General features: G+C 36.7%; 24 protein-coding genes. 9 read left to right on the top strand and 15 right to left on the bottom strand.

Features of this window, described 5'->3' with window-relative positions:
- Nucleotides 1–40 precede the first annotated feature (40 nt).
- The gene (locus tag I5435_RS14730) at nt 41–376 is read right to left on the bottom strand and encodes a hypothetical protein (protein WP_024362970.1); all 336 of its coding nucleotides are present in this window, start codon (nt 374–376) and stop codon (nt 41–43) included.
- Nucleotides 377–687: 311 nt separating this feature from the next.
- Complete coding sequence (serC, locus tag I5435_RS14725; protein WP_024362969.1) at nt 688–1,776, bottom strand: 3-phosphoserine/phosphohydroxythreonine transaminase; 1,089 nt, start codon at nt 1,774–1,776, stop codon at nt 688–690.
- Nucleotides 1,777–2,017: 241 nt separating this feature from the next.
- Here serC and I5435_RS14720 point away from each other — a divergent pair, with 241 nt between their 5' ends.
- Nucleotides 2,018–2,554 (top strand): hydrolase, encoded by a 537-nt coding sequence (locus tag I5435_RS14720; protein ID WP_108029777.1) that lies wholly within the window; start codon nt 2,018–2,020, stop codon nt 2,552–2,554.
- 402 nt (nt 2,555–2,956) lie between these two features.
- On the opposite strand, the gene I5435_RS14715 is transcribed toward I5435_RS14720, so the two are convergent.
- Both I5435_RS14715 and I5435_RS14710 read right to left on the bottom strand, forming a co-directional pair.
- Complete coding sequence (locus tag I5435_RS14715; protein ID WP_024362967.1) at nt 2,957–3,466, bottom strand: PCYCGC motif-containing (lipo)protein; 510 nt, start codon at nt 3,464–3,466, stop codon at nt 2,957–2,959.
- 79 nt (nt 3,467–3,545) lie between these two features.
- Entirely contained in the window at nt 3,546–5,858 is a 2,313-nt protein-coding gene (locus I5435_RS14710) for a YhgE/Pip domain-containing protein (RefSeq protein WP_108029776.1), read from the bottom strand.
- A gap of 193 nt (nt 5,859–6,051) precedes the next feature.
- Between I5435_RS14710 and I5435_RS14705 the strand changes: the two genes are divergently transcribed.
- From I5435_RS14705 to I5435_RS14680, 6 genes are all read left to right on the top strand, one after another.
- Complete coding sequence (locus tag I5435_RS14705) at nt 6,052–6,531, top strand: thioredoxin family protein (RefSeq protein ID WP_024362965.1); 480 nt, start codon at nt 6,052–6,054, stop codon at nt 6,529–6,531.
- Between the two features lie 142 nt (nt 6,532–6,673).
- The gene (locus tag I5435_RS14700; RefSeq protein ID WP_337982510.1) at nt 6,674–7,375 is read left to right on the top strand and encodes a tetratricopeptide repeat protein; all 702 of its coding nucleotides are present in this window, start codon (nt 6,674–6,676) and stop codon (nt 7,373–7,375) included.
- A 215-nt stretch (nt 7,376–7,590) separates the two neighbouring features.
- Nucleotides 7,591–9,771: a bifunctional diguanylate cyclase/phosphodiesterase gene (locus tag I5435_RS14695; protein WP_052599506.1), complete on the top strand. Its 2,181-nt coding sequence runs from the start codon at nt 7,591–7,593 to the stop codon at nt 9,769–9,771.
- 301 nt (nt 9,772–10,072) lie between these two features.
- The gene (locus I5435_RS14690; RefSeq protein ID WP_024362962.1) at nt 10,073–11,272 is read left to right on the top strand and encodes an NAD(P)-dependent malic enzyme; all 1,200 of its coding nucleotides are present in this window, start codon (nt 10,073–10,075) and stop codon (nt 11,270–11,272) included.
- Between the two features lie 81 nt (nt 11,273–11,353).
- On the top strand, nt 11,354–11,911 hold the full coding sequence (locus I5435_RS14685; RefSeq protein WP_108029774.1) for a hypothetical protein: 558 nt from the start codon (nt 11,354–11,356) through the stop codon (nt 11,909–11,911).
- 171 nt (nt 11,912–12,082) lie between these two features.
- Entirely contained in the window at nt 12,083–12,742 is a 660-nt protein-coding gene (locus I5435_RS14680) for an alpha/beta hydrolase (protein ID WP_024362960.1), read from the top strand.
- A gap of 63 nt (nt 12,743–12,805) precedes the next feature.
- On the opposite strand, the gene proC is transcribed toward I5435_RS14680, so the two are convergent.
- On the bottom strand, nt 12,806–13,606 hold the full coding sequence (gene proC / locus I5435_RS14675; protein WP_024362959.1) for a pyrroline-5-carboxylate reductase: 801 nt from the start codon (nt 13,604–13,606) through the stop codon (nt 12,806–12,808).
- 305 nt (nt 13,607–13,911) lie between these two features.
- Here proC and cyoE point away from each other — a divergent pair, with 305 nt between their 5' ends.
- The gene (gene cyoE / locus I5435_RS14670) at nt 13,912–14,862 is read left to right on the top strand and encodes a heme o synthase (protein WP_024362958.1); all 951 of its coding nucleotides are present in this window, start codon (nt 13,912–13,914) and stop codon (nt 14,860–14,862) included.
- 40 nt (nt 14,863–14,902) lie between these two features.
- Here the strand turns inward: cyoE and I5435_RS14665 are convergent, their stop codons facing one another.
- The 6 genes from I5435_RS14665 to I5435_RS14640 form a co-directional block, all read right to left on the bottom strand.
- Complete coding sequence (locus I5435_RS14665) at nt 14,903–15,637, bottom strand: metallophosphoesterase (protein ID WP_025219990.1); 735 nt, start codon at nt 15,635–15,637, stop codon at nt 14,903–14,905.
- 323 nt (nt 15,638–15,960) lie between these two features.
- Entirely contained in the window at nt 15,961–16,410 is a 450-nt protein-coding gene (locus I5435_RS14660; RefSeq protein WP_108029772.1) for a helix-turn-helix transcriptional regulator, read from the bottom strand.
- A gap of 183 nt (nt 16,411–16,593) precedes the next feature.
- Nucleotides 16,594–16,998: a hypothetical protein gene (locus I5435_RS14655; RefSeq protein WP_024361300.1), complete on the bottom strand. Its 405-nt coding sequence runs from the start codon at nt 16,996–16,998 to the stop codon at nt 16,594–16,596.
- Nucleotides 16,999–17,144: 146 nt separating this feature from the next.
- Entirely contained in the window at nt 17,145–18,473 is a 1,329-nt protein-coding gene (locus I5435_RS14650) for a hemolysin family protein (RefSeq protein ID WP_024361299.1), read from the bottom strand.
- Nucleotides 18,474–18,504: 31 nt separating this feature from the next.
- Nucleotides 18,505–18,927 (bottom strand): MerR family transcriptional regulator, encoded by a 423-nt coding sequence (locus I5435_RS14645; RefSeq protein ID WP_227665360.1) that lies wholly within the window; start codon nt 18,925–18,927, stop codon nt 18,505–18,507.
- A gap of 184 nt (nt 18,928–19,111) precedes the next feature.
- A complete protein-coding gene (locus I5435_RS14640; RefSeq protein WP_238600150.1) occupies nt 19,112–19,597 on the bottom strand; it encodes a hypothetical protein in 486 nt (161 codons plus the stop codon).
- A gap of 197 nt (nt 19,598–19,794) precedes the next feature.
- Here I5435_RS14640 and I5435_RS14635 point away from each other — a divergent pair, with 197 nt between their 5' ends.
- The gene (locus I5435_RS14635) at nt 19,795–19,923 is read left to right on the top strand and encodes a hypothetical protein (RefSeq protein WP_255313805.1); all 129 of its coding nucleotides are present in this window, start codon (nt 19,795–19,797) and stop codon (nt 19,921–19,923) included.
- Nucleotides 19,924–20,077: 154 nt separating this feature from the next.
- On the opposite strand, the gene I5435_RS14630 is transcribed toward I5435_RS14635, so the two are convergent.
- The 4 genes from I5435_RS14630 to I5435_RS14615 form a co-directional block, all read right to left on the bottom strand.
- Nucleotides 20,078–20,650, bottom strand: coding sequence for a 5' nucleotidase, NT5C type (locus tag I5435_RS14630; RefSeq protein ID WP_024361296.1), 573 nt, complete (start codon nt 20,648–20,650; stop codon nt 20,078–20,080).
- Between the two features lie 13 nt (nt 20,651–20,663).
- Nucleotides 20,664–21,779, bottom strand: a complete 1,116-nt coding sequence (gene ispG / locus I5435_RS14625) for a flavodoxin-dependent (E)-4-hydroxy-3-methylbut-2-enyl-diphosphate synthase (protein ID WP_024361295.1) — start codon at nt 21,777–21,779, stop codon at nt 20,664–20,666.
- Between the two features lie 96 nt (nt 21,780–21,875).
- Nucleotides 21,876–22,220 (bottom strand): hypothetical protein, encoded by a 345-nt coding sequence (locus tag I5435_RS14620; RefSeq protein WP_024361294.1) that lies wholly within the window; start codon nt 22,218–22,220, stop codon nt 21,876–21,878.
- Between the two features lie 53 nt (nt 22,221–22,273).
- The gene (locus I5435_RS14615) at nt 22,274–22,783 is read right to left on the bottom strand and encodes a DUF1189 family protein (RefSeq protein WP_024361293.1); all 510 of its coding nucleotides are present in this window, start codon (nt 22,781–22,783) and stop codon (nt 22,274–22,276) included.
- Nucleotides 22,784–22,895: the final 112 nt, after the last annotated feature.

Raw genomic sequence — 22,895 nt, 5'->3', positions numbered from 1 at the left:
GAAGGAAAGGGTATACTCCATTCTCAGTGAAAGAAGGCTACTATGCTCTTACTACACGAATAGCATCTATTTTTTTGCAATCGATAATAAGTGGTGATGTTGAACCAGCTTCTAGGAAATAAGCACAGCAATTTCTACAATTGAAGCTCACAAAAGTTAAACCAAGGAAACTAAGACCGCCTGCTAAGAAAACATCAACTACAGCTCCAACTTCTAATTTTCTTAATTGCTCACAGATGCAGCTTCTGCAGTTGTTCACTGCTTTGTGGCATTTCTCTTCTTTACATTCATGTTCTTTTTTGTGGCTACATTTGCAAGGTTTATGGCATTTACAAGGAGCCCAGTTCATATGCGTAACATAACGTCTATCTTCCATTCATATTACCTCCTTTCTCCATCACTTAATGTAAAGCTATTGCCTTACACTAATAATCTATGTTTTGTTGAAGAATGGAGGATGGTAATATGTCCGATAAACAAAGAAAAAACTATTTTTTTCTTTTAATAAATGTTGTTAAAGTTTATTTTATATGGCAAAGGTGTGATTGTACCGATATGGTTGTCATAGAGATAGAAGTCTATCGGTGGGGTAATAGGAAAGAATGTTATGTTTAAAGAGCAGAATATGCATTTAAAAAAAAGAAACGACGAATGTTGTTATTTTTACAAGCATTCGTCGTTGTTTCATTATTGGTGTTTTTGTTGGAATGCTACCATGAAATCGCGAAGTGCTTCGCAAGTTTCTAATGGCACAGCATTATATGTTGATGCACGGCAACCACCTACTGAGCGGTGACCATTTAAACCGATAAATCCAGCTGCTTTTGCTTCAGCTAGGAATTGTTTTTCAAGTTCTTCATCAGCGACGCGGAACGTGATGTTCATTAATGAACGGCTTTCTGGCGTTGCGTGACCTTTATAAAAGCCATTGCTGTTATCGATCGCATCGTAAATTACTTGTGCTTTTGCTTCATTAAGTTTAGCAACAGCTTCGACGCCACCTTTAGCTTCCACCCATTTTAATACTTCACCTAACATGTAGATACCGAATGTTGGTGGTGTATTATATAATGAGTTACCATCCGCATGTGTTGTATATTTAAGCATTGTTGGAATTTCTTTATTTGCTTTTTCTAGTAAATCCTTGCGAATAATAACGACTGTTACACCAGAAGGACCAAGGTTTTTTTGCGCACCTGCATAAATGATACCAAATTTACTTACGTCTACAGGTTTAGATAGGATGTCACTTGACATATCTGCTACTAAAGGAACATGACCTGTTTCAGGGAATTCTTTCCATTGAGTACCATAAATTGTATTGTTAGAAGTAATGTGCACGTATGCATCGTCTTCATTAAATTGAATATCTGATAATGCTGGGATATTACGATATTTATTTTCCTTTGTGCTTGCTGCTTCAACAGGTGTACCGAATAATTTAGCTTCTTTGAATGCTTTTTCTGACCATGAACCAGATAATACATAGCTTGCTTTTTTATCGGCTTGGAGGAAGTTCATCGGTACCATTGTGAATTGAAGGCTTGCCCCACCTTGTAAGAATAGTACTTCATAGTTTTCTGGAATAGCATAAAGTTTTTTTAATAGAGCAATTGCTTCGTTATGTACTTCGTCGAAAATTGCACTACGGTGACTCATTTCCATAATAGACATACCTGAATTACGGAAGTTTACTAATTGTTGTTGAGCGTTTTCTAATACTTCTAGGGGTAGTGCAGAAGGACCTGCGTTAAAATTGTATGCTCGTTGTGTCAAAATGGTACACTCCTTGTTTTGTTTAATAAAAGCACCTTTATTGGATTATAACTTAATTTTCAAGAGAAAAAACAAAATTCTCAATTTTTTATTTATGTACGATGAAAACGAGCATTTTAGTGTCAGGCACGCACACAATTGGCACACAATTTGTTTTATGTATTGCATATTGATGAAAAACTACATAGATAAAAAATTTTCGGTATACTGAAAGGTAAGAAATAGTGAAAGGGGTGTATGTATGTTTACAATAGAACAAGCAAGTCTGATTGTTGTGGATGTCCAAGGCAAATTGGCAACGATTGTAGAGGATAGTGAAACAGTCATTCAAAATGTAGCAAAACTAGTACAAGCGATGGAGGCTTTGGATGTACCTGTGTTATGGCTTGAACAAAATCCAAGTCGTTTAGGTGGAACTGCCTTAGAAATAGCGCAGCATCTTCAGGGGGCCCCGATTGCCAAAATGGCTTTTAGTGCTTGTCAGGAGCAAGCCTTTATCGATGCAGTTAAAGCAAGTGGTCGTACCCAATTTATCGTGACAGGTATTGAAGCGCATATTTGCGTTTATCAAACAGCAAGACAACTGAAAGAACAAGGCTTTGAGGTGGAAGTAGTTGTGGATGCGGTGTCCTCTCGTACAAAAGCCAATAAGGAAATAGGGCTAGATAAAATGAAAGCACTAGGTATATTGCCAACGAGCACAGAAATGATTTTATATGAGCTTTTACAAGGTGCGAATCATCCATATTTTAAAACAGTGTTACGACTCGTTAAATAACGATTTACTTGCCAGCAACCTTTAAAAGTAAATGCATAGCAGACAAAGGCGATAGCAAAAAAAGTGACGGGGACATAAGAGAAAAAGTGTTAAATTGAACCTAATCAATCTAACACTTTTTTGCTATGCCGTTGTTGTCCGCTACGACGGTGCTTTCCGCTCAGCACAGTAAGCCGCAATCCTCGCTAATCGCGGTCTGCCCGCGGCTAACATTATGTGCTGTTCTGAGCTGGAGTCACCGCCTTCGCTACCAACAACTAGTGAACACTTCTAATTTTTTTATTGCAAAAGCAAGAATAGCTAAGGTCTCCATATAGCAAAAATTTACGGACAGCTTTCCTCTGTTCCTTAAATTTTTTTAGTTTTGTCCCAGCCACCTTTTCTCTTTTGTGTCAGCACTTTTTATGCAGGCATTTCCGTTGGAGTTGGTTTTGCATAACCATTTTTGTATGTTTCATCAATTGTTTGGCGGATTTCTTTTAGAGTCATGCCATCTTTATGCATTTTTGCGGATTGTAGTGCGATTTCCAAACAAACAGCGCAACGTGTGCCATGATCATCCCATACAATTGTTCCGTCTTGCTTTTTTTCTTGAATAAAGCAGTTTAAATTACTTTTATGTCCAACAGATTCTCCACAGCCACAGTAGCATGGCATCCATTCTAAAATTTCGGTTGATTGTCCAGCTATTTGGTAGACTAAGCGAATATTTTCAGATTGGCTATCTAAAAATGTTGGCAGGACATCAGCACTTGCTGTCTCTTCCTGAATATCTCCTGTTACATGAGCATGTCCATCATGTGAAGCTTCATTTTGAGTATCTTTTGGCTGTTCTTCCGTCGCTTGTTTGTCAGTTCCGCAAGCACTTAAAACGAGCAATAACAACGTAAAAATGGATATTAATTTTTTCAAAAAAACGCCTCCTACATGTTTACAATATTTCCATTATAACATTGGTCACGTCAATATTTATAGCTAGCGTAGTCACAAATCAGTGAAAAATATCTAATCCGCGTGTTTTGTTCATTAAAAGTTCCATTTTTTCGCCTAGCAATTTTTTTAAGAACAAGCCAAACAACAGAAAAACTAACCAGAAGCTTAGTAAGAATGTAAGATCTAGCCATATTTTGGACCAAATGATGCCACCAACTGCTTCACGCATCATGCCGATTGCATAAGTAAACGGTAAAAATGGATTAATTACTTGGAAAAACGTTGGTAACAATTCAACGGGGTAAGTACCGCCAGAACCAGCAATTTGTAAAACCAACATCACAATGGCTAGTGCTTTACCTACATTTCCAAATACAGATACTAGCGTGTAGACCACTGTAATAAAAACAAAGCTAATGATTAAACCAAAAAGAATAAAGGAAAGAGGCGCACGAATGGAGATGTCTAACAGTAAAATATCACCAATTGTAATAATCAATGTTTGTATAATGGAGATAGTTGCAAAAGTCATTAATCGCCCAAAATATATTTCACGAATGCTATATTGTGGGTTGTCGTGAATATTCACTGCAAGCAGAGAAATCAGCAACAAACAACCGACCCAAATAGATAAAACGGTATAAAATGGTGTCATGGCTGTTCCGTAATTTGCAATTGGAAATATTCTATGTTCTGCTAGTTTGACGGGTTCTTCAAAAAAATCTCGCTCTGCTTCGACATCATTTTTTAATAATTGAACGATTTCAGAGATATCGGTTTCGTTTTCTAATGTCCGTAGCTTATTAGCAAGGTCGATAATCTTTTTACTTAGTGTAGGGAAGTCAGATTGAATGGTAGCTATAGCCTTATTGGCCGTTACTAACGTATTTTTGGCATTGCTTAATCGTTGTTTTGCCTGTGGAATGGAGCTTTGCACTTTCGTTAGCATAGTTGATGCATTTGTTAATGTATCCTTTGCAGCATTCAAGGTTGTATGAATTTGTGGTTCCAGTTTATCTGAATAGTAACTAAGAAACTGATTTAAATGATTTGCAGCATCTTGAGCCGTTTGTTGGACTGCGGCAATATCTTTTTTTATTGTTTGCTCGTCTATATTATTGAATTGTTGTACTTTATTTGAGACATCCGTTACTACAGAATTTAGTTGACGTAATGTAGAGAGCACACTAATCATAGAGTCGCTAACAATAGGATTTGCTTGTAACTTTCCTTGTATGGACTCCAATTGCTGAATAATACCTTTATTATCTAATAGAGCGATAACATCATTCGATCGCTCCTGTTGAAGCGATGAAATCACCGTTTGGAGAGAGTTTTCCAGTTGTTTACGAGAGGAGGCATCTGCCTGTGTTAACTTCTGTAAAGCTTCCAACGTTTGGATACTATTATTTACTTTATCTTGTGAAGATGTTAACTGCTTTTGCAGTTCGTCTTTAGATTTTGCTAAGGTAGCTGTATCTGTCTGGATAGTTTGCAATTGCTCTAAAAGCTGTGAGAATCGTTGAGCGATTGTTTGTACGCTTTCTAAATCTGCTTTTACAATGGGGGAAAGCTGAGTGAACAGCGTATCTGCCTCGTTTATCAGCTGTAAACCATTTTGGATAGTTGTTAGACCGCTAGTTGTCATTTTTTCTATCTCGGGTATTTCACTGATAGTGGTGTCCAATAATTTTTCAGCATCTTTTCCACCTTTTGCAGTTTGAGCTAAAAATGATTCAATATCAGGAAGATGTTGTTCAATTGTGAAAATATAATGTTCAAATTTTTTGAAGTCTGGAATCTCGTGTTCGATTTCAATGCCAATGGTATTGAACATAGAAAAAAGTGTGCCATTGACTGTTGAGATAAATTCACTCGAAACTTGTTGGGTAATAACACCGGCGCCTTTACCTGTAATTTTGGGAGCAATAGGATTAATTTTTTCATTTACATAATAATCAATATGTGCTTTTGTAGGTTGATCGGTCAAAATGGATGTAAGCTTTTCTGAAAAATCGTTAGGAACGATAAGTACTGCAAAATAATCACCAATGTTTAATGAATCGAGCGCTTCTTTCCTTGGGAGAAAGTACCATGAAAAGCTATTGTTTGCTTGTAAATTGCTCATTAATTCCTTTCCAATGTTTAAATTTTCACCTTTAATTGTAGTGCCATCATCTTCATTGACAACAGCAATTTTCATATTTGCCGTGTGCGCGTATGGATCCATCGAAGCATAGATATTCAACCATGCATACAAAGAAGGTAAAAAAATGAGCCCACCAACAATGACAGCAACTACCCAGTTTGATACTATATTTAAGATATCACTTTTATAAATTCGAAAAACATGTTGGAAAGTAGGTTTCATAGTAAATTTCACTCCAAATTCATTTTGCGCATTATAGTAAGTAGGTTTCCATAAATACATTAAATTATGTTTGAATTGTGCGAAAACTTACTATGAAAGACGAATTAGTTTACTAGCTTCTAAAAACACTTTATAATCAATTCCAAATACACTAAAAGTAGGACATTTTTTATGTGAAATCGGAGGAGTTTAATTGAAAAAGCTACTAATTATTGGTTCGGTTATTGTTGTATTATTTGCAGCGATTATTGTACTTACAAATGTATCAAACAAAAACAAACTGGCGAGTGCGAATAATCCATACGGAGACAAAAATCTAAAACAAGAAACAATTGACCAATTAGATGATGAAAATTACCAAAATATTATGTTGCCTGATGAGCTAGAAAAGAAGATTAAAGCTGGGGAAGATGTCAATGCGTATTTCTTTAGTCCAGTTTGTGTACACTGTCAAGCATTCACACCCGTATTAATGCCGGTTGCAGATGATTTAGGCGTAAATATTGCACAATTAAACGTATATGAATATGGAGATTTATGGGATAAGTATAATCTCGAAGCAACGCCAACTTTTATTCGTTTTGAAGATGGCAAAGAAACTGCACGTTTTGTAGGGGCATTAGCTGAAGAAGATTTACGAGCTTTCTTAGATAAAGAAGTATTAAAAAAATAACGCACAGAAGAGACTGAACCAATGGGACAGTCTCTTTTTTATTCAAATAGATAGCAAACGAAATGGAGAGTGCTTTATAGAGTGAAGTATGTATAATATATACTATATAGAATGAGGTGTATGAAAACTGGAGGAAGAATGGATGACAATGGAAGAATACTTTTATAATGGAGAGCTGATGAAATGTTATAAGGCTGCTATGCAAATTGCAGATGGGCCTGATAAGGAGTTAGCTACTAAATATATTACTTTGTTGGATGAGTACGATGTTGCTACATTGCCGAAGCCAACACTTTTCTTGGAAACTCAGCATAGTGAACGAGCGAATGAAAGTTATCCTGAATCAGATGATGTTTTAGCAATACGTGCTATAAAAGATGAAGCGGCATTTGCGAAGCGAGTAAAAGCGCTAGAGGACATGGCTAAATCAGGTTCAGCTAATGAAAAGGCACAATCATTTTTTACACAGGGCGAGCTGTTTTTATTTGCCCATCATTACAATGAGAGTGTCCATTGCTTCAAGCAGGCAGTAAAAGCAAATCCTAATAAGGCTTTGTATTGGGGCATAACAGGTCAGACGATTTATCGTTTTGGTTGGATGCCTTTTGATGCACTTGCTTATTTAGAGCAAGCCATTGACTTAGATCCGACAAATGCTCGCTGGAAGTGGAATAAAGCCCTTGTGTTAATTCAGCTTGCAAAAGATTTACAGATGGCACCGTTTATAGCGAATGCAGCGATTATATTAGAGGAAGCCATTGCTTCTTGTGGCGAGCATCAGCGATCTCTAAAAGATGCAATCCAAAATACCATTGATAATATGGATAGTTATGTATTTTCATAAAATGAACATGTTAAGACTGAAGATAAACTCGTTAATTACGAGGATATTTTCAGTCTTCTTCCTTTTTTCAACAGTTGAAACATTTTATCCATTTTTCTTTGATTGAATTTTAGGTATATCATGGTAATCTATTAGTAGAATCATCTCAAAATTATTTATACATAATGAATTATTATAAAGTAGCGGTTATCAGCCAAGTGAAAGTAGGGATCATCGTGTGGGAATTAAATAAACATTTTTCTTTATTTAGGAAAGGGATACTATTCATATTATTCTCTAGCGTATTATTGATGATCATTGGTTATTGGAGTGATGAATTTTACGGGATTTTTGGAAAGAGTAATTATGTTTCGATTCATTTGCTAATAGAAATTTTGATCATTGTTGTGACGATGACGATTGCCATCCAATCATGGTTAACAACACCTTATATTCTATCTAATAGAACTCTATACATAGGTGCATTATTTTTAACGTATAGCTTAATTGAAATTGCACATGCACTTTCTTATAAGGGGATGCCGCATTTTATTATGGAGAGCACCCCCTATGCTGCAACATGGTTTTATATTATTGGAAGGTTAGTGTTATCATGTGGTATCTTGCTCATATTTTTTATTAAGGAAAAAGCCATTCTTAATAAAACGTATCGATGGTTCATTTATAGTACGCCATTTGTTATTACTGTTGGATTATTCATACTTATATATGTACCGACTACCCCTATTCTGCCACCGCTTGTTATTGAAGGAGTCGGTCCAACACCGTTAAAAATTTCGTTGCAGTATGTCGCAATGGCATGCCATTTTCTCATCATGTACTTATTACTAAAAAAATTTAAGGTAGCACCCAATATTATATTCTTGTTGTTAGGTAGTGCAAGTTATTTAATCATTAGTGATTTACTTTTTACTACATATCGTGACGTTTACGATATTAAAAATTTTATTGGACATATTTTTCAATTGTGTTCTTTTTATTTTCTTTTTAAAGCCATTTACTTTTCATCAATTGAAAAACCGTTTCAGGATTTAATAGAAATGCAGAAACATTTAGAGAAATCTAGAGAGAAGATGCATTATATGGCTTATCATAACGAGGTGACAAGCCTACCAAATGAACGGTTTTTAATGGAGACATTACATAAGAACTTATATAAATCGAATGTTAAGAAGGCTATTTTAGCTATTGAGATTGAACGCATTTCAGCTATTAAAGCGTCACTAGGTAGTTCATATGCAGATAAATTAATTAGTCAAGTTGCACAGCGGCTAAAGGATATTATACCGGAGCAGTATTTACTAAGTATGCTTCGAGAAGATTATTTTATCGTATTTATTGATGATGCAAATCATACACAACGAATCATGGAGCTTTGTAAACAGTTGCAAATGGCCATGGCGAAATCCTTCCAAATACAACATATTTCTTTAAATGGGCATTTGAATATTGGCATATCTTTATTCCCGACGGATGCCTACAAAGAAGAAGAGCTTGTCAGGTATGCTGTGTATGCGATGCAGGAGGCGAGAAAAGTACCTTCACGCATCGTATTTTATGAAACTTCCATGTCTAGCGATATTACAGAGAAAATTATTTTAGAAAATGATTTACGTCATGCTTTGGATAATCATGAGTTGTTTGTGGAATATCAACCGCAAATAGATTTGCAGACAGGGCAAATTTTATCGGTTGAAGCACTAGTTCGTTGGCAGCATCCAAGTAAGGGCATGATTTCACCAGGTTTGTTTATTCCGATTGCCGAAGAGTCAGGTATCATCATTCCGATTGGACAATGGGTATTAGAAACGGCGTGTAGGCAAGTGAAGCAGTGGGAACAAGCCGGCTTACCACCTATCAAAGTAGCGGTAAATCTTTCTTTAGGCCAATTATTTCAGCAAGATTTAGTGGAGATGATTCAATCTGTACTTGAAGATACTGATTTAGACCCAAAATACTTACAATTAGAAATAACGGAAAGTATGACCATTAATATCGATCATATCACGATGATTTTACATCAATTAAAAACGCTCGGTGTGACAATTGCTGTTGATGATTTTGGTACTGGTTACTCATCGTTATCCTATTTAAAAGATTTTCCAATCGATTGCTTGAAAATTGATCGCTCTTTTGTCCAAAAAATTCAAAGCGACCCTACTGATAAAGCATTAGTTGATATGATATTATCGATGGCTAAACATTTACGTTTGAAAGTAGTGGCAGAAGGAATTGAGGAAGTAGCACAGCTCAATTATTTAATGGCAGGGCATTGTGAAACAGTACAAGGGTTTTTATTTAGTAAGCCATTGCATCCGACATACTTACAAGATAACTATCAGGCACTTCAAGATAATGCACAAACTATTTTAGAAGCGTTACACGCTCAATGCTGAAACTTTAAAACACCCTTGTTTCGAAAGGAAACAAGGGTGTTTTTGTATGAATCACTTATTTTTGGATAGTATTAAAATGAAAACGATTTCATCTATTTAAAATATTCTAAAAATATTAACAATTTAAAAAGTTTTGTATAGGATTGCACTTGACGACGTTGACTTTAGTTGGATGAAGTAATATAATTTTCAAAATATAACAAGATTAATTATTTAGAATAGTATTACAATAATAATTTTTTTGTTGAGAATAATGGAAAAAAACTAAATGACATGTAGATAGAAGATAGGAGTTTAGACAATGGATATTATGCAAAAGGCAAAAGAGATGCACAAAGAAGCACAAGGGAAAATGGAGATTGTAGCAAAGGTACCTGTGCAGGATACATATGATTTAAGTTTAGCTTATTCACCTGGCGTTGCGCAGCCTTGTATTGAAATCGAAAACAATCCGCAAGCAGTGTATGATTATACAATTAAAGGAAATCTAGTTGGCATTGTGACAGATGGGACAGCCGTTCTAGGGTTAGGTGACATCGGCCCAGAAGCGGCATTACCGGTGATGGAGGGAAAGGCGATTTTGCTAAAACGTTTTGCCAATGTGGATGCATTTCCTATTTGTCTCGCAACAAAAGATGTGGATGAAATCGTACGCACTGTTAAGGCGATTGCTCCAACATTTGGTGGTATTAATTTAGAGGATATTTCTGCTCCGCGTTGTTTTGAAATCGAAGATCGCCTTCGACAGGAGTGTAATATACCCGTGTTCCATGATGACCAGCATGGTACGGCGATTGTTGTTGGGGCTGGCTTAATGAATGCGATTAAAATTGTCAACAAGGAACCAAAAGATATGAAGGTAGTGATAAACGGTGCCGGGGCGGCTGGCATTGCAATATTGCGCTTATTACTTCAAATGGGTTATAGAAATGTTGTGATGTGTGATACAAAGGGGATTATTTATGACGGGCGTAAGGAAGGGATGAATAGCATCAAAGACCAGATTGCAAAAATTTCAAACCCATTCAAATTAGTTGGGACATTAGAAGACGCGATTGCTGGTAGTGATGTTTTTGTCGGTGTATCTGTTGCCAATTTATTAACGAAAGAGCATATCGAATCAATGAACGAAAATCCTATAGTATTTGCGCTAGCTAATCCTAATCCAGAAATCACGTATGATAATGCTCGTGCATGGGGTGTACGTGTTATGGGTACTGGCCGTTCAGATTATCCGAATCAAGTAAATAATATGCTTGCTTTCCCTGGTATTTTTAGGGGGGCATTAGATGTCCGCGCTACAGATATAAATGAGGCGATGAAACTGGCAGCGGTAGAAGCCATTGCTTCGTTAGTATCAGCAGAAGACTTATCAGAAGAATTTATTATTCCAAAGTCGATGGATGAGCGTGTAGCGAGCGTTGTCGCGAAAGCTGTTGGCAGTGCTGCAATTGACTCCGGCGTATCGGTGTTATTCCAGCAACCACATCAACATGTCTAAACGTTGTCCGTTTCTTTCTATTTAACAATCATGGTATGATAGAGGTGTAATGATTTGTTGAGATAAGGACGGGTTTCGATCATGGCACAGGAAGTAGCAAATAAATTTATTGAAAATGTATGTTACCATTTAGTACGTAATATGGATATTGAAAAGGTTGAGCAACACTTTAATCAGACGATTGATATGCAACGTCAATCGGCTAGTTCGAAAACAGATTTTTGGGATAGGCTGATGGTGAATATGTTGTATTTTACTGACAATGAGCAAGTTTGGGAAAATCAGCTTATCAATATGCTAAAACAGAAACAATGGGTAAAACCAGCAGTACTTGAAGAAGAATTGCTTATGCATCAAATGCGAATTCGTCAGCAAGTAGCTGAACGAATGGAGATGGCAAAAGAATTGTTCCATCAACAGTATGACGCTGAAGGTCTTACAGAGGAAGCGATTATTTATGACTATGCCTATAGCGCTGCTGGACATTCGATGCGAATGGATTTACTCTCGGTTCTTGTATCAACGCCTGCACAATCCAACGTGCTATTTGACGCTGATCCACAAGAAACACTTCGCATCATTAACGGATATATAGCCTATCATACAGACGGGCTTATTTCGAAAACAAATTTAACATAAAATTTGTAGGCATCGAATTAGAGCGTTTTCTCTAATTCGATGCCTTTGTAGTGTCAGGCACACAAACAATTTTCAAACAATTAGGGGAAGATTCCAAAATCAACATCTGTGCAGTATAATTGGGCAATATGTTAAAATAGTTTTGATTTTACTTGAAAGGAATTAATAGCAATGAATACACCATTCACTTTTAAACATACACAACCAGCAAATATGGACCCTACTAAAAAATATCCAGCGATTTTTTTATTGCATGGAATGGGTAGCAATGAAGATGATTTACCGCAATTGGTACAAGATTTTCAAGACCAGTGTCATATCATTAGTTTGAGAGGTCCTATTGCACAAAAGCCGGGTTTTGCCTTTTTCACGATACAGGAAGTGGGAAAGCCAGACCGTGCTATTTTTGATAAAGTGTTAATTGCACTGCAACGATTTATTTTAGAAGCGATTGAAGAGTTTCAAATTGATCCGCATAAAGTATTTGTCCTTGGCTTTAGCCAAGGGGCTGTTCTTGCACAGTCACTAGCTTTTGTTATGGGCAATTTAATTACAGGCATTGTAGCATTAAGCGGATATACGCCAAAATTTGTTACGGAGGAATATGCGATTCGCACGGTCAATCATTTACATGCTTTTATTTCTCATGGTGATTATGATTATGTGATTCCTTCACAATGGGGTATGGAAAGTAAAGAACTGTTTGAGCAATTTGGCGCCACAGTTACTTTCAAGCAATATCCAGATGGACATGGTGTTACACCAGAAAATTGGCGAGATTTAGGCATGTTTTTAGCACAACAACTACAAGAACAAGATCATATGCAGTAACCCTAAGTAATAGATAAAAGGCATCGGGAATTCAATTTCTCGATGCCTTTTGTTCGTAAATATTTATTTAGAGAGACTGCGGTCTTTATCTGTTACAGCTGCAACAGCATCATGGATTGTCGTTTCGAAATGATTGCTTTGAAGGGAAGATACGCCTTGAATGGTTGTTCCACCTGGAGAGCAGACTTGATCGACCAGCGCCCATGGATGCTCTTTTGATTGTAAAATCATTTTCGCACTGCCGAGTACTGCATTTGCAGCAATGTCGAGTGCCATGTTTTTCGGCATGCCTTCACGCACAGCAGCGCGAGCTAAGGCATCGATATACATATAGGTGAATGCTGGTGAAGCCCCACCAATTGTTGTAAAGATGGAGAATAAGTGTTCAGGTACTTCAATTATCGTGCCGATTGTTTCAAATAACATGGTGATAAGACGAAGTTGTGTCTCTGTTACTTGCTCATTTGCTGTATAGCAACTTGTTGATGCGCCAATTAGGGCATTGATATTTGGCATTACGCGAATAATAGGCGTGGACTCTGAAAGATAACCATGGAAGTAATTGAGGTTTTTTCCCGCAGCAATGGATACAATCATATGCTTTTCTTGGAGATGTTTTTTGACCTCAGGTAAAACATCAGGTAGCATTTGAGGTTTCACACCTAAAATAATGACATCACATTTTGCCATGAGTTCCTCGATGGAAGTTGTTGCTTGTATACCATAAGAGGTTGCGAGTTTTGTTGTTTTTGATTTTGTACGATTATAGCCATATATATAAGAGGAATCAAAATCTCCGCTATTGCACATTCCTTTAATAATGGCTGTGGTCATATTACCTAGACCAATAAATCCGTATTTCACGTGTTAGACACTCCTTCGTTTAGATAGAACATACCCATTAGTATAGTGCAGATTGTTTTTCTTGAATAGCATTATGCAGGAAAGAAGGCAATTAGGTTCAAATTCATGCAAGTCGGTGGTATCATAGAAGGAGTTGTGAATTGACATTATACCTTCTATTGATAAAATCATGTACTTTATGTGAACTTTGAGACATAGCTATCCTAAAAGGGGTAAAATAATAATTTGATATGTTTAATGCAAAAAATGTCTCATTCTATCGAAGGACGTAAGTAGAAATTATAAGAGAAAAGGAATTAAGAGGAATGGAACAAAATCTAAAAACGGACCAAAATCCACAAACTGTAGAAAAAACAATAGAGAAACATTCGCGCTCTAATGTTTTAGCTCAAACAGTTAAAACAGGTATCATAAAATCCAATTTAATTCCTATGTGGGCTGGCTTGTCGCTAGGGATGTATAAAAATAAAATGACATTATTGGACAATATACCAGAAATCATTTTCGCAACAATTGGTTCGGCACTTGTTATAGGTGCGGCAGGAGCTTTTAATAATGTGTATGACCGTGATATAGATGCCATTATGCCGCGTACGAAAAATCGTCCGACTGTAACAGGGGAGATGTCAGCAAAATCCACGATGAGTTTAGCGATTATTATGCTTGTTGTTGGAGTAGCTGTACTAGCATTAGCCTCACCACTAGCTGCATTATTTGGATTTTTAGGTGTATTTTTATATGTTGTGCCGTATACAATGTGGACAAAGCGTCGCACTATTTATAATACCGAAATTGGTAGTATATCAGGCGCAGTACCACCTTTAATTGGTTGGGCAGCTGTATCTACTGATATTACACATCCTGCTTTAATGGGGCTCTTTTGTGTGATGGTAATCTGGCAAATGCCACATTTTTATGCGATTGCGATTCGTAAACATGCGGATTATGAAGCAGCTAACGTTCCGATGCTTCCTGTAATAAAAGGGATGCGCCGCACATATTACCAAACAAATTTTTATTTAATACTGTTAATATTATCAAGCTTTTTATTTGGTTCATTAAGTATTGGTATTATGCTTGTCGCACTTATATTAAGTGTGGCATGGCTTGTAATGAGTATTTACGGTTATCATAGTAACACGGATCAAGTGAAGTGGGCGACGAAAATGTTTGTTTTCTCGCTTTTCCATATGACAATTCTCTTCTCAACAGTTATTATTTATTCCCTAGCTGGGGTCATTTTTAAATTATATTAAATAGCATATTTCGATGAATCATAATTGAAAAGCCAACAAGTTATTCTAAGCTTGTTGGCTTTTCTTTTGCAACAGATGTAATTTGTCGATTTGGCCATTCGAGTGCATGAAGCTGCCCTCCAAAAACAGCACCTCCATCAATACCAATAATATTATTATCGCCGAAATAAACACTGTAGTTAGTTGGGTCTTGATGCAATTTATAGGTTGGTGTATGCCCGAAAATTATAGTTTTCTCACCACTGTAGCCTGTATGAAACTCTTCTCGAATCCATAAAAGTTGTAAAGGATCTGTGTCCGCTAAGGCTTTACCAGGTACAACGCCACCATGAACAAAAATGGCATCCTCCAACTCTATATACGTTTCAAACGTCTCGATAAGCTGTAAATGTTCTTCAAGCTTTGGCAATGTTTGAATAAAGCTAGGTAATGTGTTTTGGGCAATGGCATCTTCAAAATCTTCAGGCTGATAGCCGTAGCTTGCAAGTGTTGCATCTCCGCCACAAAGTGAAATCCAATGATGCCATGCTTTTGGAATACCAGAACGACAAGCTTTGAGCATAATAGCCTCGTGATTTCCTAATAGTACACGTGCACCTGTTGCTTGTAGTTCCTCAATTATATTTAAAACGCCACAAGATGCAGGACCCCGATCAATATAATCCCCTAATAAAAGTAACTTATCTTGTGTGGCGTCGAACTTCAATTTTAATAATAATTTTTCCAGAAGTTCTAATTCACCGTGTATATCACTAATTGCTAGTATACGTGTCATAAAAAAGCATCCTTTCCAGTATAACAGGCGTTACTAATTATTATATAGAAGAATCTTACAAAATTCGACTTTTCTCGTTTGTTGATGATTTCCTCGGTATGGAAGAAATATTTTAAAGAGAAGTGTTGTACGACATAGTAATTGTTAGCGTTTGTCGTGTGATTCTATCTTATGTCACAATGTTTAAGAACTATTATTCGTTTGTCCATAGATTTCGAATAGTGGGGGAAGGATGTACTAGTGGAAGATGCGATGTAATTCAGAAGATTAGGTGATTTGAATATAAACCTTTTTTCCAAGGCTTATATTCAAATCGGTTAATATTATTCTTTGAGTTTGTGCCATTCTTGCATGGCAAGTGTTTCGTCAAAGGTTGACAGTAGACGATAGTTGTCTGTATCTAAAATGCGATAATGTTGACTAATGACGTTTTGTTGTAAACGATAGCCTTGCCATTCATTTAGGTTTTTCCACCATATGTATCCGCCCATCGTTTTTTCCTTTGGCGGTAATGTGCCGTTATTGGCGATTAAGTCAACGACCTCAAGTGGATCACCACCTAGCTCATGCTGTAATATGGAACTTTCACGGCATAAAGCACATACTGCAACTGTAGTTGTCCATCCGGTTTTAATGCGACCTTTTTCAATTTGCACGAGTGTTTTTTTGGAAAGCCCAAGGAGATCGCTCATTTGGTCTTGCGTTAATGCTTTTTCTGTTCGAATTAATTTTAGTTTTTCTGAAACGAGTAAAATGAGTTGTTCACGATTCATTCAAACACCCTTTCTTTCAGGTTGTTACGCTCCATTATACATGAAAAAAGTAAAGGAAGGTGTGCAAGTGATGATTTTGAAATTAGAGGTAAAGGGGAGCTTGGGCTAAGCTAAAGAAATAGACTGCTCAAAGAAAAAAGCTTAGTCATTGAGCAGTCTGTTATTTGTAGAACAGGCCATTACTTAATATTCATATTTTTTTGTGTCCGAAATAACACGGAAATGGATTCCTTTAATTTGGGCACTTACTTTATGTCGAAGTGTATCAAGATAGACTAGCTCGTCTCCATCGTTTACACATTCAGCAATTTCCTGTAAAAGTTTAGTGAATGCCTCTTTGAATAATGAGCGCATATTATCAAAGTCAAGACTTCTAAAGCTACCGTCGATATCGAACGCCTCTACAGAATTTAACTGCTTGGAAGCACCAGCAAAGCGGTCATCGTATACTGTGTAGTTTTCATCTGTTACAACGATAATATATAATACTTCTCCTGTAATTGTTTTTAACTCAATATTTGTTTTGTGTTTTTTTACATCCGTAATAATATGGATACCGTCTGAATGATAAAGTTTAAAAAGTTTCATAACAATGCCCCCTGATAATAAAATCATATACAGATTTATTATATCGAAATATGGCTAATAATGGAATGAGACAAAAGTATTTAGATAACTTTGTATAGCCCTAAAGTTGTGAAAGTTATATCAACTGAGCCTTTCGTTTACGTTTATTAGCCTTCTGTAGGAACGGGTGCAGCTTTATGAAGAGGACGCACTTCGATAAAGTGAAGCTGATGACCCTGTTGTTCATAAATGCTAAATACATATTGCGCTAGCTCGATGTTTTTAATCGCTTTGAGCCCGTTGTTCACTGTTAAGAACCAACCACCAAGTGTTTCTACTTCTTCATTATCAAGGGATACTTGCAATAAATTTTCTACATCTTCTACAAGCATTTTTGCATTCAAAATATAATGATTGTCACCAATCTTCCGAATTTCTGCAACTTCATCATCGTCAAATTCATCACGAATCTCGCCAACGATTTCTTCTAAAATGTCTTCCACCGTCACAAGCCCAGAGGTACCACCATATTCATCCATTAAAATCGCCATATGAATGCGATCTTTCTGCATTCGAACTAGTAATTGTTGTATAGGTGTTGTTTCAATTACTCGAATAACAGGGTTAATAAAGTTTTCGAGCACTAAAGAATCATCAGTTATTTGTTCCAATAAGCCATGTGTAAACAACTCTTTTGCATTAATAAAGCCTAAAATATTATCACGGTCACCATCATACACAGGGTAGCGAGTATATTTCTCGGATGCGATAAAGTGAATAATATTAGTGAAGGTTTCATTAATTTCAATACCCGCAATCTCTGTTCGGGGAATCATAATTTCGCGAGCAATTCGTTCGTCAAATTCGAAAACATTATTCACGAACTTTAACTCGGTTTTATTGATTTCACCATTTTTAAAACTTTCAGATAACAATGAACGCAATTCTTCCTCTGTATGTGAAATCTCGTGTTCATTAGCCGGTTTCATACCGAAGAAACTTAGAAGCATACGCGCCGATCCGTTTAAAAACCAAATGAATGGATACATCAATTTATAGAAAGCGATAATCGGTTTAGCAAAAAGCAATGAGATTGTTTCCGTCTTTTGAATAGCTGCCGTTTTTGGCGCTAATTCGCCGACAACGACATGTAGAAAAGTAGCGATAGCGAAAGCCGAACCGATTGTGAAAATAGGGATAAATTTATCCGAAATGCCGATTGTTTCAAAGAGTGGATGTAACATAAATTCAAAGGTTTTTTCACCAACCATCCCTATACCAAGTGCTGTTATTGTTATACCAAGCTGACAGGCAGATAAGTATTCATCTAAATGGTTGACAACATGCTTCGCAGGTATTGCCTTTTTATTGCCCTCTGCAATTAACTGATCAAGTCTAGAGGAACGCATTTTAACAATCGCAAATTCCGTTGCTACGAAAAAGGCGGTTAAAGCTAATAAAATAGTGAAAATCGATAAATTTAATATGGTCTCCAAATAGTCGTTCTGCAAAACAGAACGTCACCTCCTAGGTATTAATGAGTAGTAATAATGATTGCATTAATGCAATGCTTTCAGGTGAAACATTTTTTTTAATCGTTTGGCTATATTTCGTGTCTTGATTGTTCATTTGTTCCAGTAAAGAAGTTACATCATGCTCTAAATCTTGCATTTTTAAACGTAGTATTTGAACATCGATTTCTTCATAAGTTGTTGTGACATTAAGTGCTTGTTGTATTTCTACGAGTGAAAGTCCTTCCTGCTTGCGTTTCTCGATGAAATGAAGTCGTTCAATCATGGCAGGATCATAATAGCGGTAGTTTGATGGGGACCGTTCTGCCTCCAACAGGCCTAAATTTGTATAGTAATCAATTGTTCTTTTAGTAATGCCAGTTTTTTGAGCAAGCTCTCCGATTTTTAATTTTTCTGTCCCAATGCAAATACCTCCCAACCATCACGTGATGCTTTGATTATAACGTGACAGTTTTATAGCATACAAATAATACGCTTTAAAATTTTTAAAAATATGATTTTTTTGTGAATACTGCTTGTTGCTAAGGGCTTGCTAAAGGAATCGTCAATCGTTACAAAAAAAGCTCTTCTAAACGATAATATCGTTAGAAAAGCTACAGACCTTATTTATTTAAATAGGTATCGTATAGATGATGTAATGCATCCTCGCCATTCATTTGTAGTATTTTTTCTTGATTTAAAACAAGTGTTACGGCTGTTTGCGCGCTATCAATTTGATCGTCATCTATTGTACACGTAACAGTCACTAAACCGGTTTCAGCAAGCTTCTTTTGCATAGGAGTATCCCATGCTTGGTCAGAGAATAATGGTGCTCGCCATGTACCTTGAACATGTAGTTCATTTAATTCGGCGTCATATTCCCAGCGTATGTCACGTAAAATAGTTTTAAATAGGTCATTAATAGTAAATGTTTGGTCTTTGTAGTTAATCGTTAGCGCTCTTATTGCATGGACATCACGACTAACAGAGCTCGCGGCAGCATCAGCTGCTGAGTTAATGCCCGATGCCGCATCTTTGATTTCAGATAGTCGATCGCCACAGCCGGTAAGTAAGGTAGACAGGCATGCTACAAAAGTGAGTTTTGTCATCCATTTCACAAGGAGTACCCCCAGTTTACTAGTTGTTACTACTATATTAACGAAAAGAAAATTGTGAAGAAAGGGTATGTAACAGGCAGATTGTGACGGTTTTGCAACGATACAACCTTTTCAAATGAATTGGAAATAGCAATGGTTATCTAGAGTGAAATTTTACGTAACTTAAATCAAGAAGGGGAGCGGTTCATATGAAAATTAATGATGAGATACTCGATCGATTAGGAACATATTTTGTTTATCATGCGGTCTATGATAATTATGGAATAACCTTCGAAAATTTTGTGGAGCGTTGGTTGCGTGGGATACTTGAAGTTTAGTGATGTCTATTCAAATCGCAAGGAAGTCCAACGGGTAGGACCACGACAAGTGCTGTTAGGTTCTCTGTTGTATACATTAACGTTGACGACAAAAAGTGTTAGATTGATCACAGTCAATCTAACACTTTTACTTTTTAATATTTTCTTGTCAGTATTACTTAAAGTAGTTCGTAATAAACTGATTTGCTTCTTGCCAATTATACACTCGCACAACATTGTCAGGTACAGCAAGACGATTATATGGTGTATCGAATAAAATAACAGGTATTTTTAATTCTTCAGCGAGCATCACAGCATTATCATGTTTATCTTCAAAGAAAGCGGCGACATTATGCTTTTTGGCAGTCGCTAATTTATCATGACTTCCGATAAGTTCTATGTGATCGTACGGAATAGCCTGTGATTTAAACCAGTTCATCGTAATATCAGAAACATTCTGACCACGTGCAGAAATATAATATAGCTCATAAGTATGTTGCCAAGCATTTAAAATAGCTTTGGCATCCTTTGCAGCTTCTGATACTTCATACATATAAGGCTCATTTTCCTTAAACCATGCGTTAAATGCAGTGCGATCTACTGGATAAGGAAAGGCCGATAAAAAATCATATTCACAAACATCATCCAGTGTAATATTGACCTTATACTGCTTATTAATATGCGGGATAAGTGTACTCGGACATGTCACTGTACCGTCAATATCAATACCAAAACGGGGCTTTGTCATGCAAGCACCTCCCTTAGGCGTTCGCTTTTGCAGCTTCTTCAGCCGCACGTTTTTCAGCCATTTCTGCAGCTAGCTTATCAATTTCTTTTTTCAATTCTTCTACCATTGTTTCTTCTGGAACTTTACGAACCGTTTTACCTTTCATGAATAGCAGACCTTCACCACGTGCACCTGCAATACCGATATCGGCTTCACGTGCTTCACCTGGACCATTTACGGCACAACCTAGAACAGCTACTTTTAATGGCACATTTAATGTTGAAATATATTCTTCCACTTCATTTGCAATGGAGATAAGGTCGATTTCAATACGGCCACATGTAGGGCATGAAATTAACGTTGCCATGTTAGACGCTAAACCAAATGATTTTAATAGCTCACGAGCAACTTTCACTTCCTCCACAGGGTCGGCAGATAAAGAGATACGTAGCGTATTACCAATACCTTTTGACAGGATTGCGCCAAGGCCAGCAGCAGATTTTACAGTCCCAGCAAACAATGTACCGGATTCTGTAATACCTAAATGTAGCGGATAATCAAAAGCTTGTGCAGCTTTTTCATATGCTTCAATCGCTAAATTGACATCCGATGCCTTCATTGACACGATAATATCGTGGAAATCTAAGTCTTCCAAAATTTTAATATGGTGTAGTGCTGATTCTACCATACCATCGGCAGTTGGATAGCCGTATTTTTCAAGAATGTGTCGCTCTAATGAACCGGCATTTACGCCAATACGAATAGGAATGCCTTTTGCTTTTGCAGCTGTTACAACGGCTTCAACTTTTTCTTTACGCCCAATATTACCTGGGTTAATACGAACTTTATCAATACCATTTTCAATTGCTTTTAAAGCTAATTTATAATCAAAGTGAATATCAGCTACTAATGGAATATGGATACGTTTTTTTATTTCGGCAATTGCATCAGCCGCACGCTCATCTGGCACTGCAACACGAACAATTTGACAGCCCGCCTCTTCTAGTCGCAGAATTTCTGCAACAGTTGCTTCGACATCATGTGTTTTTGTTGTACACATACTTTGAATGAATAATTCATTACTACCACCAATTGTTAAATTACCGACACGTACAGGACGTGTTTTTGAACGGTGACAAATTTCACTCATTAACTTTCTCTCCTTTTCGGGCCACTACTTTCAGCCGTCACTGACACTTATTTTAGCAGTGTAAGAAAATAAGGACAAGGAAGAAACGTTAACTTTTCATTTTCCGCATGCGTTTTCGAATTCAAAAGAGAGGGGAAGCTTAATATTTTCGCCTGGTACAAGTGCTTGTAATTGTAAATGTGGATTTAATTGATAAAAGAGCTCCAGTCGTTCCGGAAAGGTCATCGGCATTTTTGCTGGGTGTAGTGCAAATAAGCTATGGATGGTATCGCCTTGAATTGTTTGGACCGTAATGTAAGCTGGCTCGCGCTGGTCTTCGCAAAGTGTATTTTGCCCATCTTTTGGATAGAAGGCAGCGAGAGATAATGTACCTTCTGTTAAATCTACTTTTACGACAAATGCGATAAGCACAATAGCAACAGTTAACAAGAATGCTCGCAAAAAAACCCCTCCTTTTTCTACACTATATTGAGAAGAGAGGGGAATCATGCCTATTATTTTGAAATTGGTTGTTTTGGATATTTTGTAAAGGCGATAATTAATAGAGTAATGGTTAAAAGTAATGACAAGATTGAGAGTATTGTTCGGGCAGTTGGTACGAATTCTGCTAACATGCTTAAAATAGTCGCCCAAGTAATAGCGAATGTTGTAGTGCGCCAAATATGGCGGTATTCACCACGACGTTTCATAACTTTTAAAATAAATAAACCTGCTAGAGCATAGAGCGCAATTTGACCAAAAACTAACATCGTTGTTAGTACAAATAACATGATGAATGTGACTGGGTATAACAGCCATTTTATTTGATCTATGTATTCCGTTATCCCACTTATATCGAGGGTATTAACAGACATATCAGTAGAAAAACGTCCAAATGAAAATACAGTAACAATGGTAATTAATAGAAAGGTATATTGAATGACTTTGCCGATAGGTAGTAAACGATAAGCTGCTAGTTTTTTAGGGTGTATTAAGCTATCGATTAATAATTGTGAGTGTTTCATATTTATATCTCCTCCATCCGCTATTCTAACATGTTCGTGAATGACTAGATATGGATTGCATCACTTTCACTGAGAATGAGATGCTAAAATGTTAACATTGTGTAAAGAAGTT

The organism is Lysinibacillus sp. C5.1 (genome assembly GCF_016350185.1).
In the GTDB taxonomy this organism is placed as follows: domain Bacteria; phylum Bacillota; class Bacilli; order Bacillales_A; family Planococcaceae; genus Lysinibacillus; species Lysinibacillus sphaericus.
The sequence above is the reverse complement of the archived record's forward strand: the minus strand, read 5'-3'. Positions and strand labels throughout refer to the sequence as shown.

What these genes read in the sequence shown, in the direction of transcription:
- I5435_RS14730 (WP_024362970.1), bottom strand. Translation starts at nt 376, where the DNA reads ATGGAAGATAGACGTTATGTTACGCATATGAACTGGGCTCCTTGTAAA.
- I5435_RS14720 (WP_108029777.1), top strand. Translation starts at nt 2,018, where the DNA reads ATGTTTACAATAGAACAAGCAAGTCTGATTGTTGTGGATGTCCAAGGC.
- I5435_RS14710 (WP_108029776.1), bottom strand. Translation starts at nt 5,858, where the DNA reads ATGAAACCTACTTTCCAACATGTTTTTCGAATTTATAAAAGTGATATC.
- I5435_RS14700 (WP_337982510.1), top strand. Translation starts at nt 6,674, where the DNA reads ATGACAATGGAAGAATACTTTTATAATGGAGAGCTGATGAAATGTTAT.
- I5435_RS14690 (WP_024362962.1), top strand. Translation starts at nt 10,073, where the DNA reads ATGGATATTATGCAAAAGGCAAAAGAGATGCACAAAGAAGCACAAGGG.
- I5435_RS14685 (WP_108029774.1), top strand. Translation starts at nt 11,354, where the DNA reads ATGGCACAGGAAGTAGCAAATAAATTTATTGAAAATGTATGTTACCAT.
- I5435_RS14680 (WP_024362960.1), top strand. Translation starts at nt 12,083, where the DNA reads ATGAATACACCATTCACTTTTAAACATACACAACCAGCAAATATGGAC.
- cyoE (WP_024362958.1), top strand. Translation starts at nt 13,912, where the DNA reads ATGGAACAAAATCTAAAAACGGACCAAAATCCACAAACTGTAGAAAAA.
- I5435_RS14665 (WP_025219990.1), bottom strand. Translation starts at nt 15,637, where the DNA reads ATGACACGTATACTAGCAATTAGTGATATACACGGTGAATTAGAACTT.
- I5435_RS14660 (WP_108029772.1), bottom strand. Translation starts at nt 16,410, where the DNA reads ATGAATCGTGAACAACTCATTTTACTCGTTTCAGAAAAACTAAAATTA.
- I5435_RS14655 (WP_024361300.1), bottom strand. Translation starts at nt 16,998, where the DNA reads ATGAAACTTTTTAAACTTTATCATTCAGACGGTATCCATATTATTACG.
- I5435_RS14640 (WP_238600150.1), bottom strand. Translation starts at nt 19,597, where the DNA reads ATGACAAAACTCACTTTTGTAGCATGCCTGTCTACCTTACTTACCGGC.
- I5435_RS14635 (WP_255313805.1), top strand. Translation starts at nt 19,795, where the DNA reads ATGAAAATTAATGATGAGATACTCGATCGATTAGGAACATATTTTGTT.
- I5435_RS14630 (WP_024361296.1), bottom strand. Translation starts at nt 20,650, where the DNA reads ATGACAAAGCCCCGTTTTGGTATTGATATTGACGGTACAGTGACATGT.
- ispG (WP_024361295.1), bottom strand. Translation starts at nt 21,779, where the DNA reads ATGAGTGAAATTTGTCACCGTTCAAAAACACGTCCTGTACGTGTCGGT.
- I5435_RS14615 (WP_024361293.1), bottom strand. Translation starts at nt 22,783, where the DNA reads ATGAAACACTCACAATTATTAATCGATAGCTTAATACACCCTAAAAAA.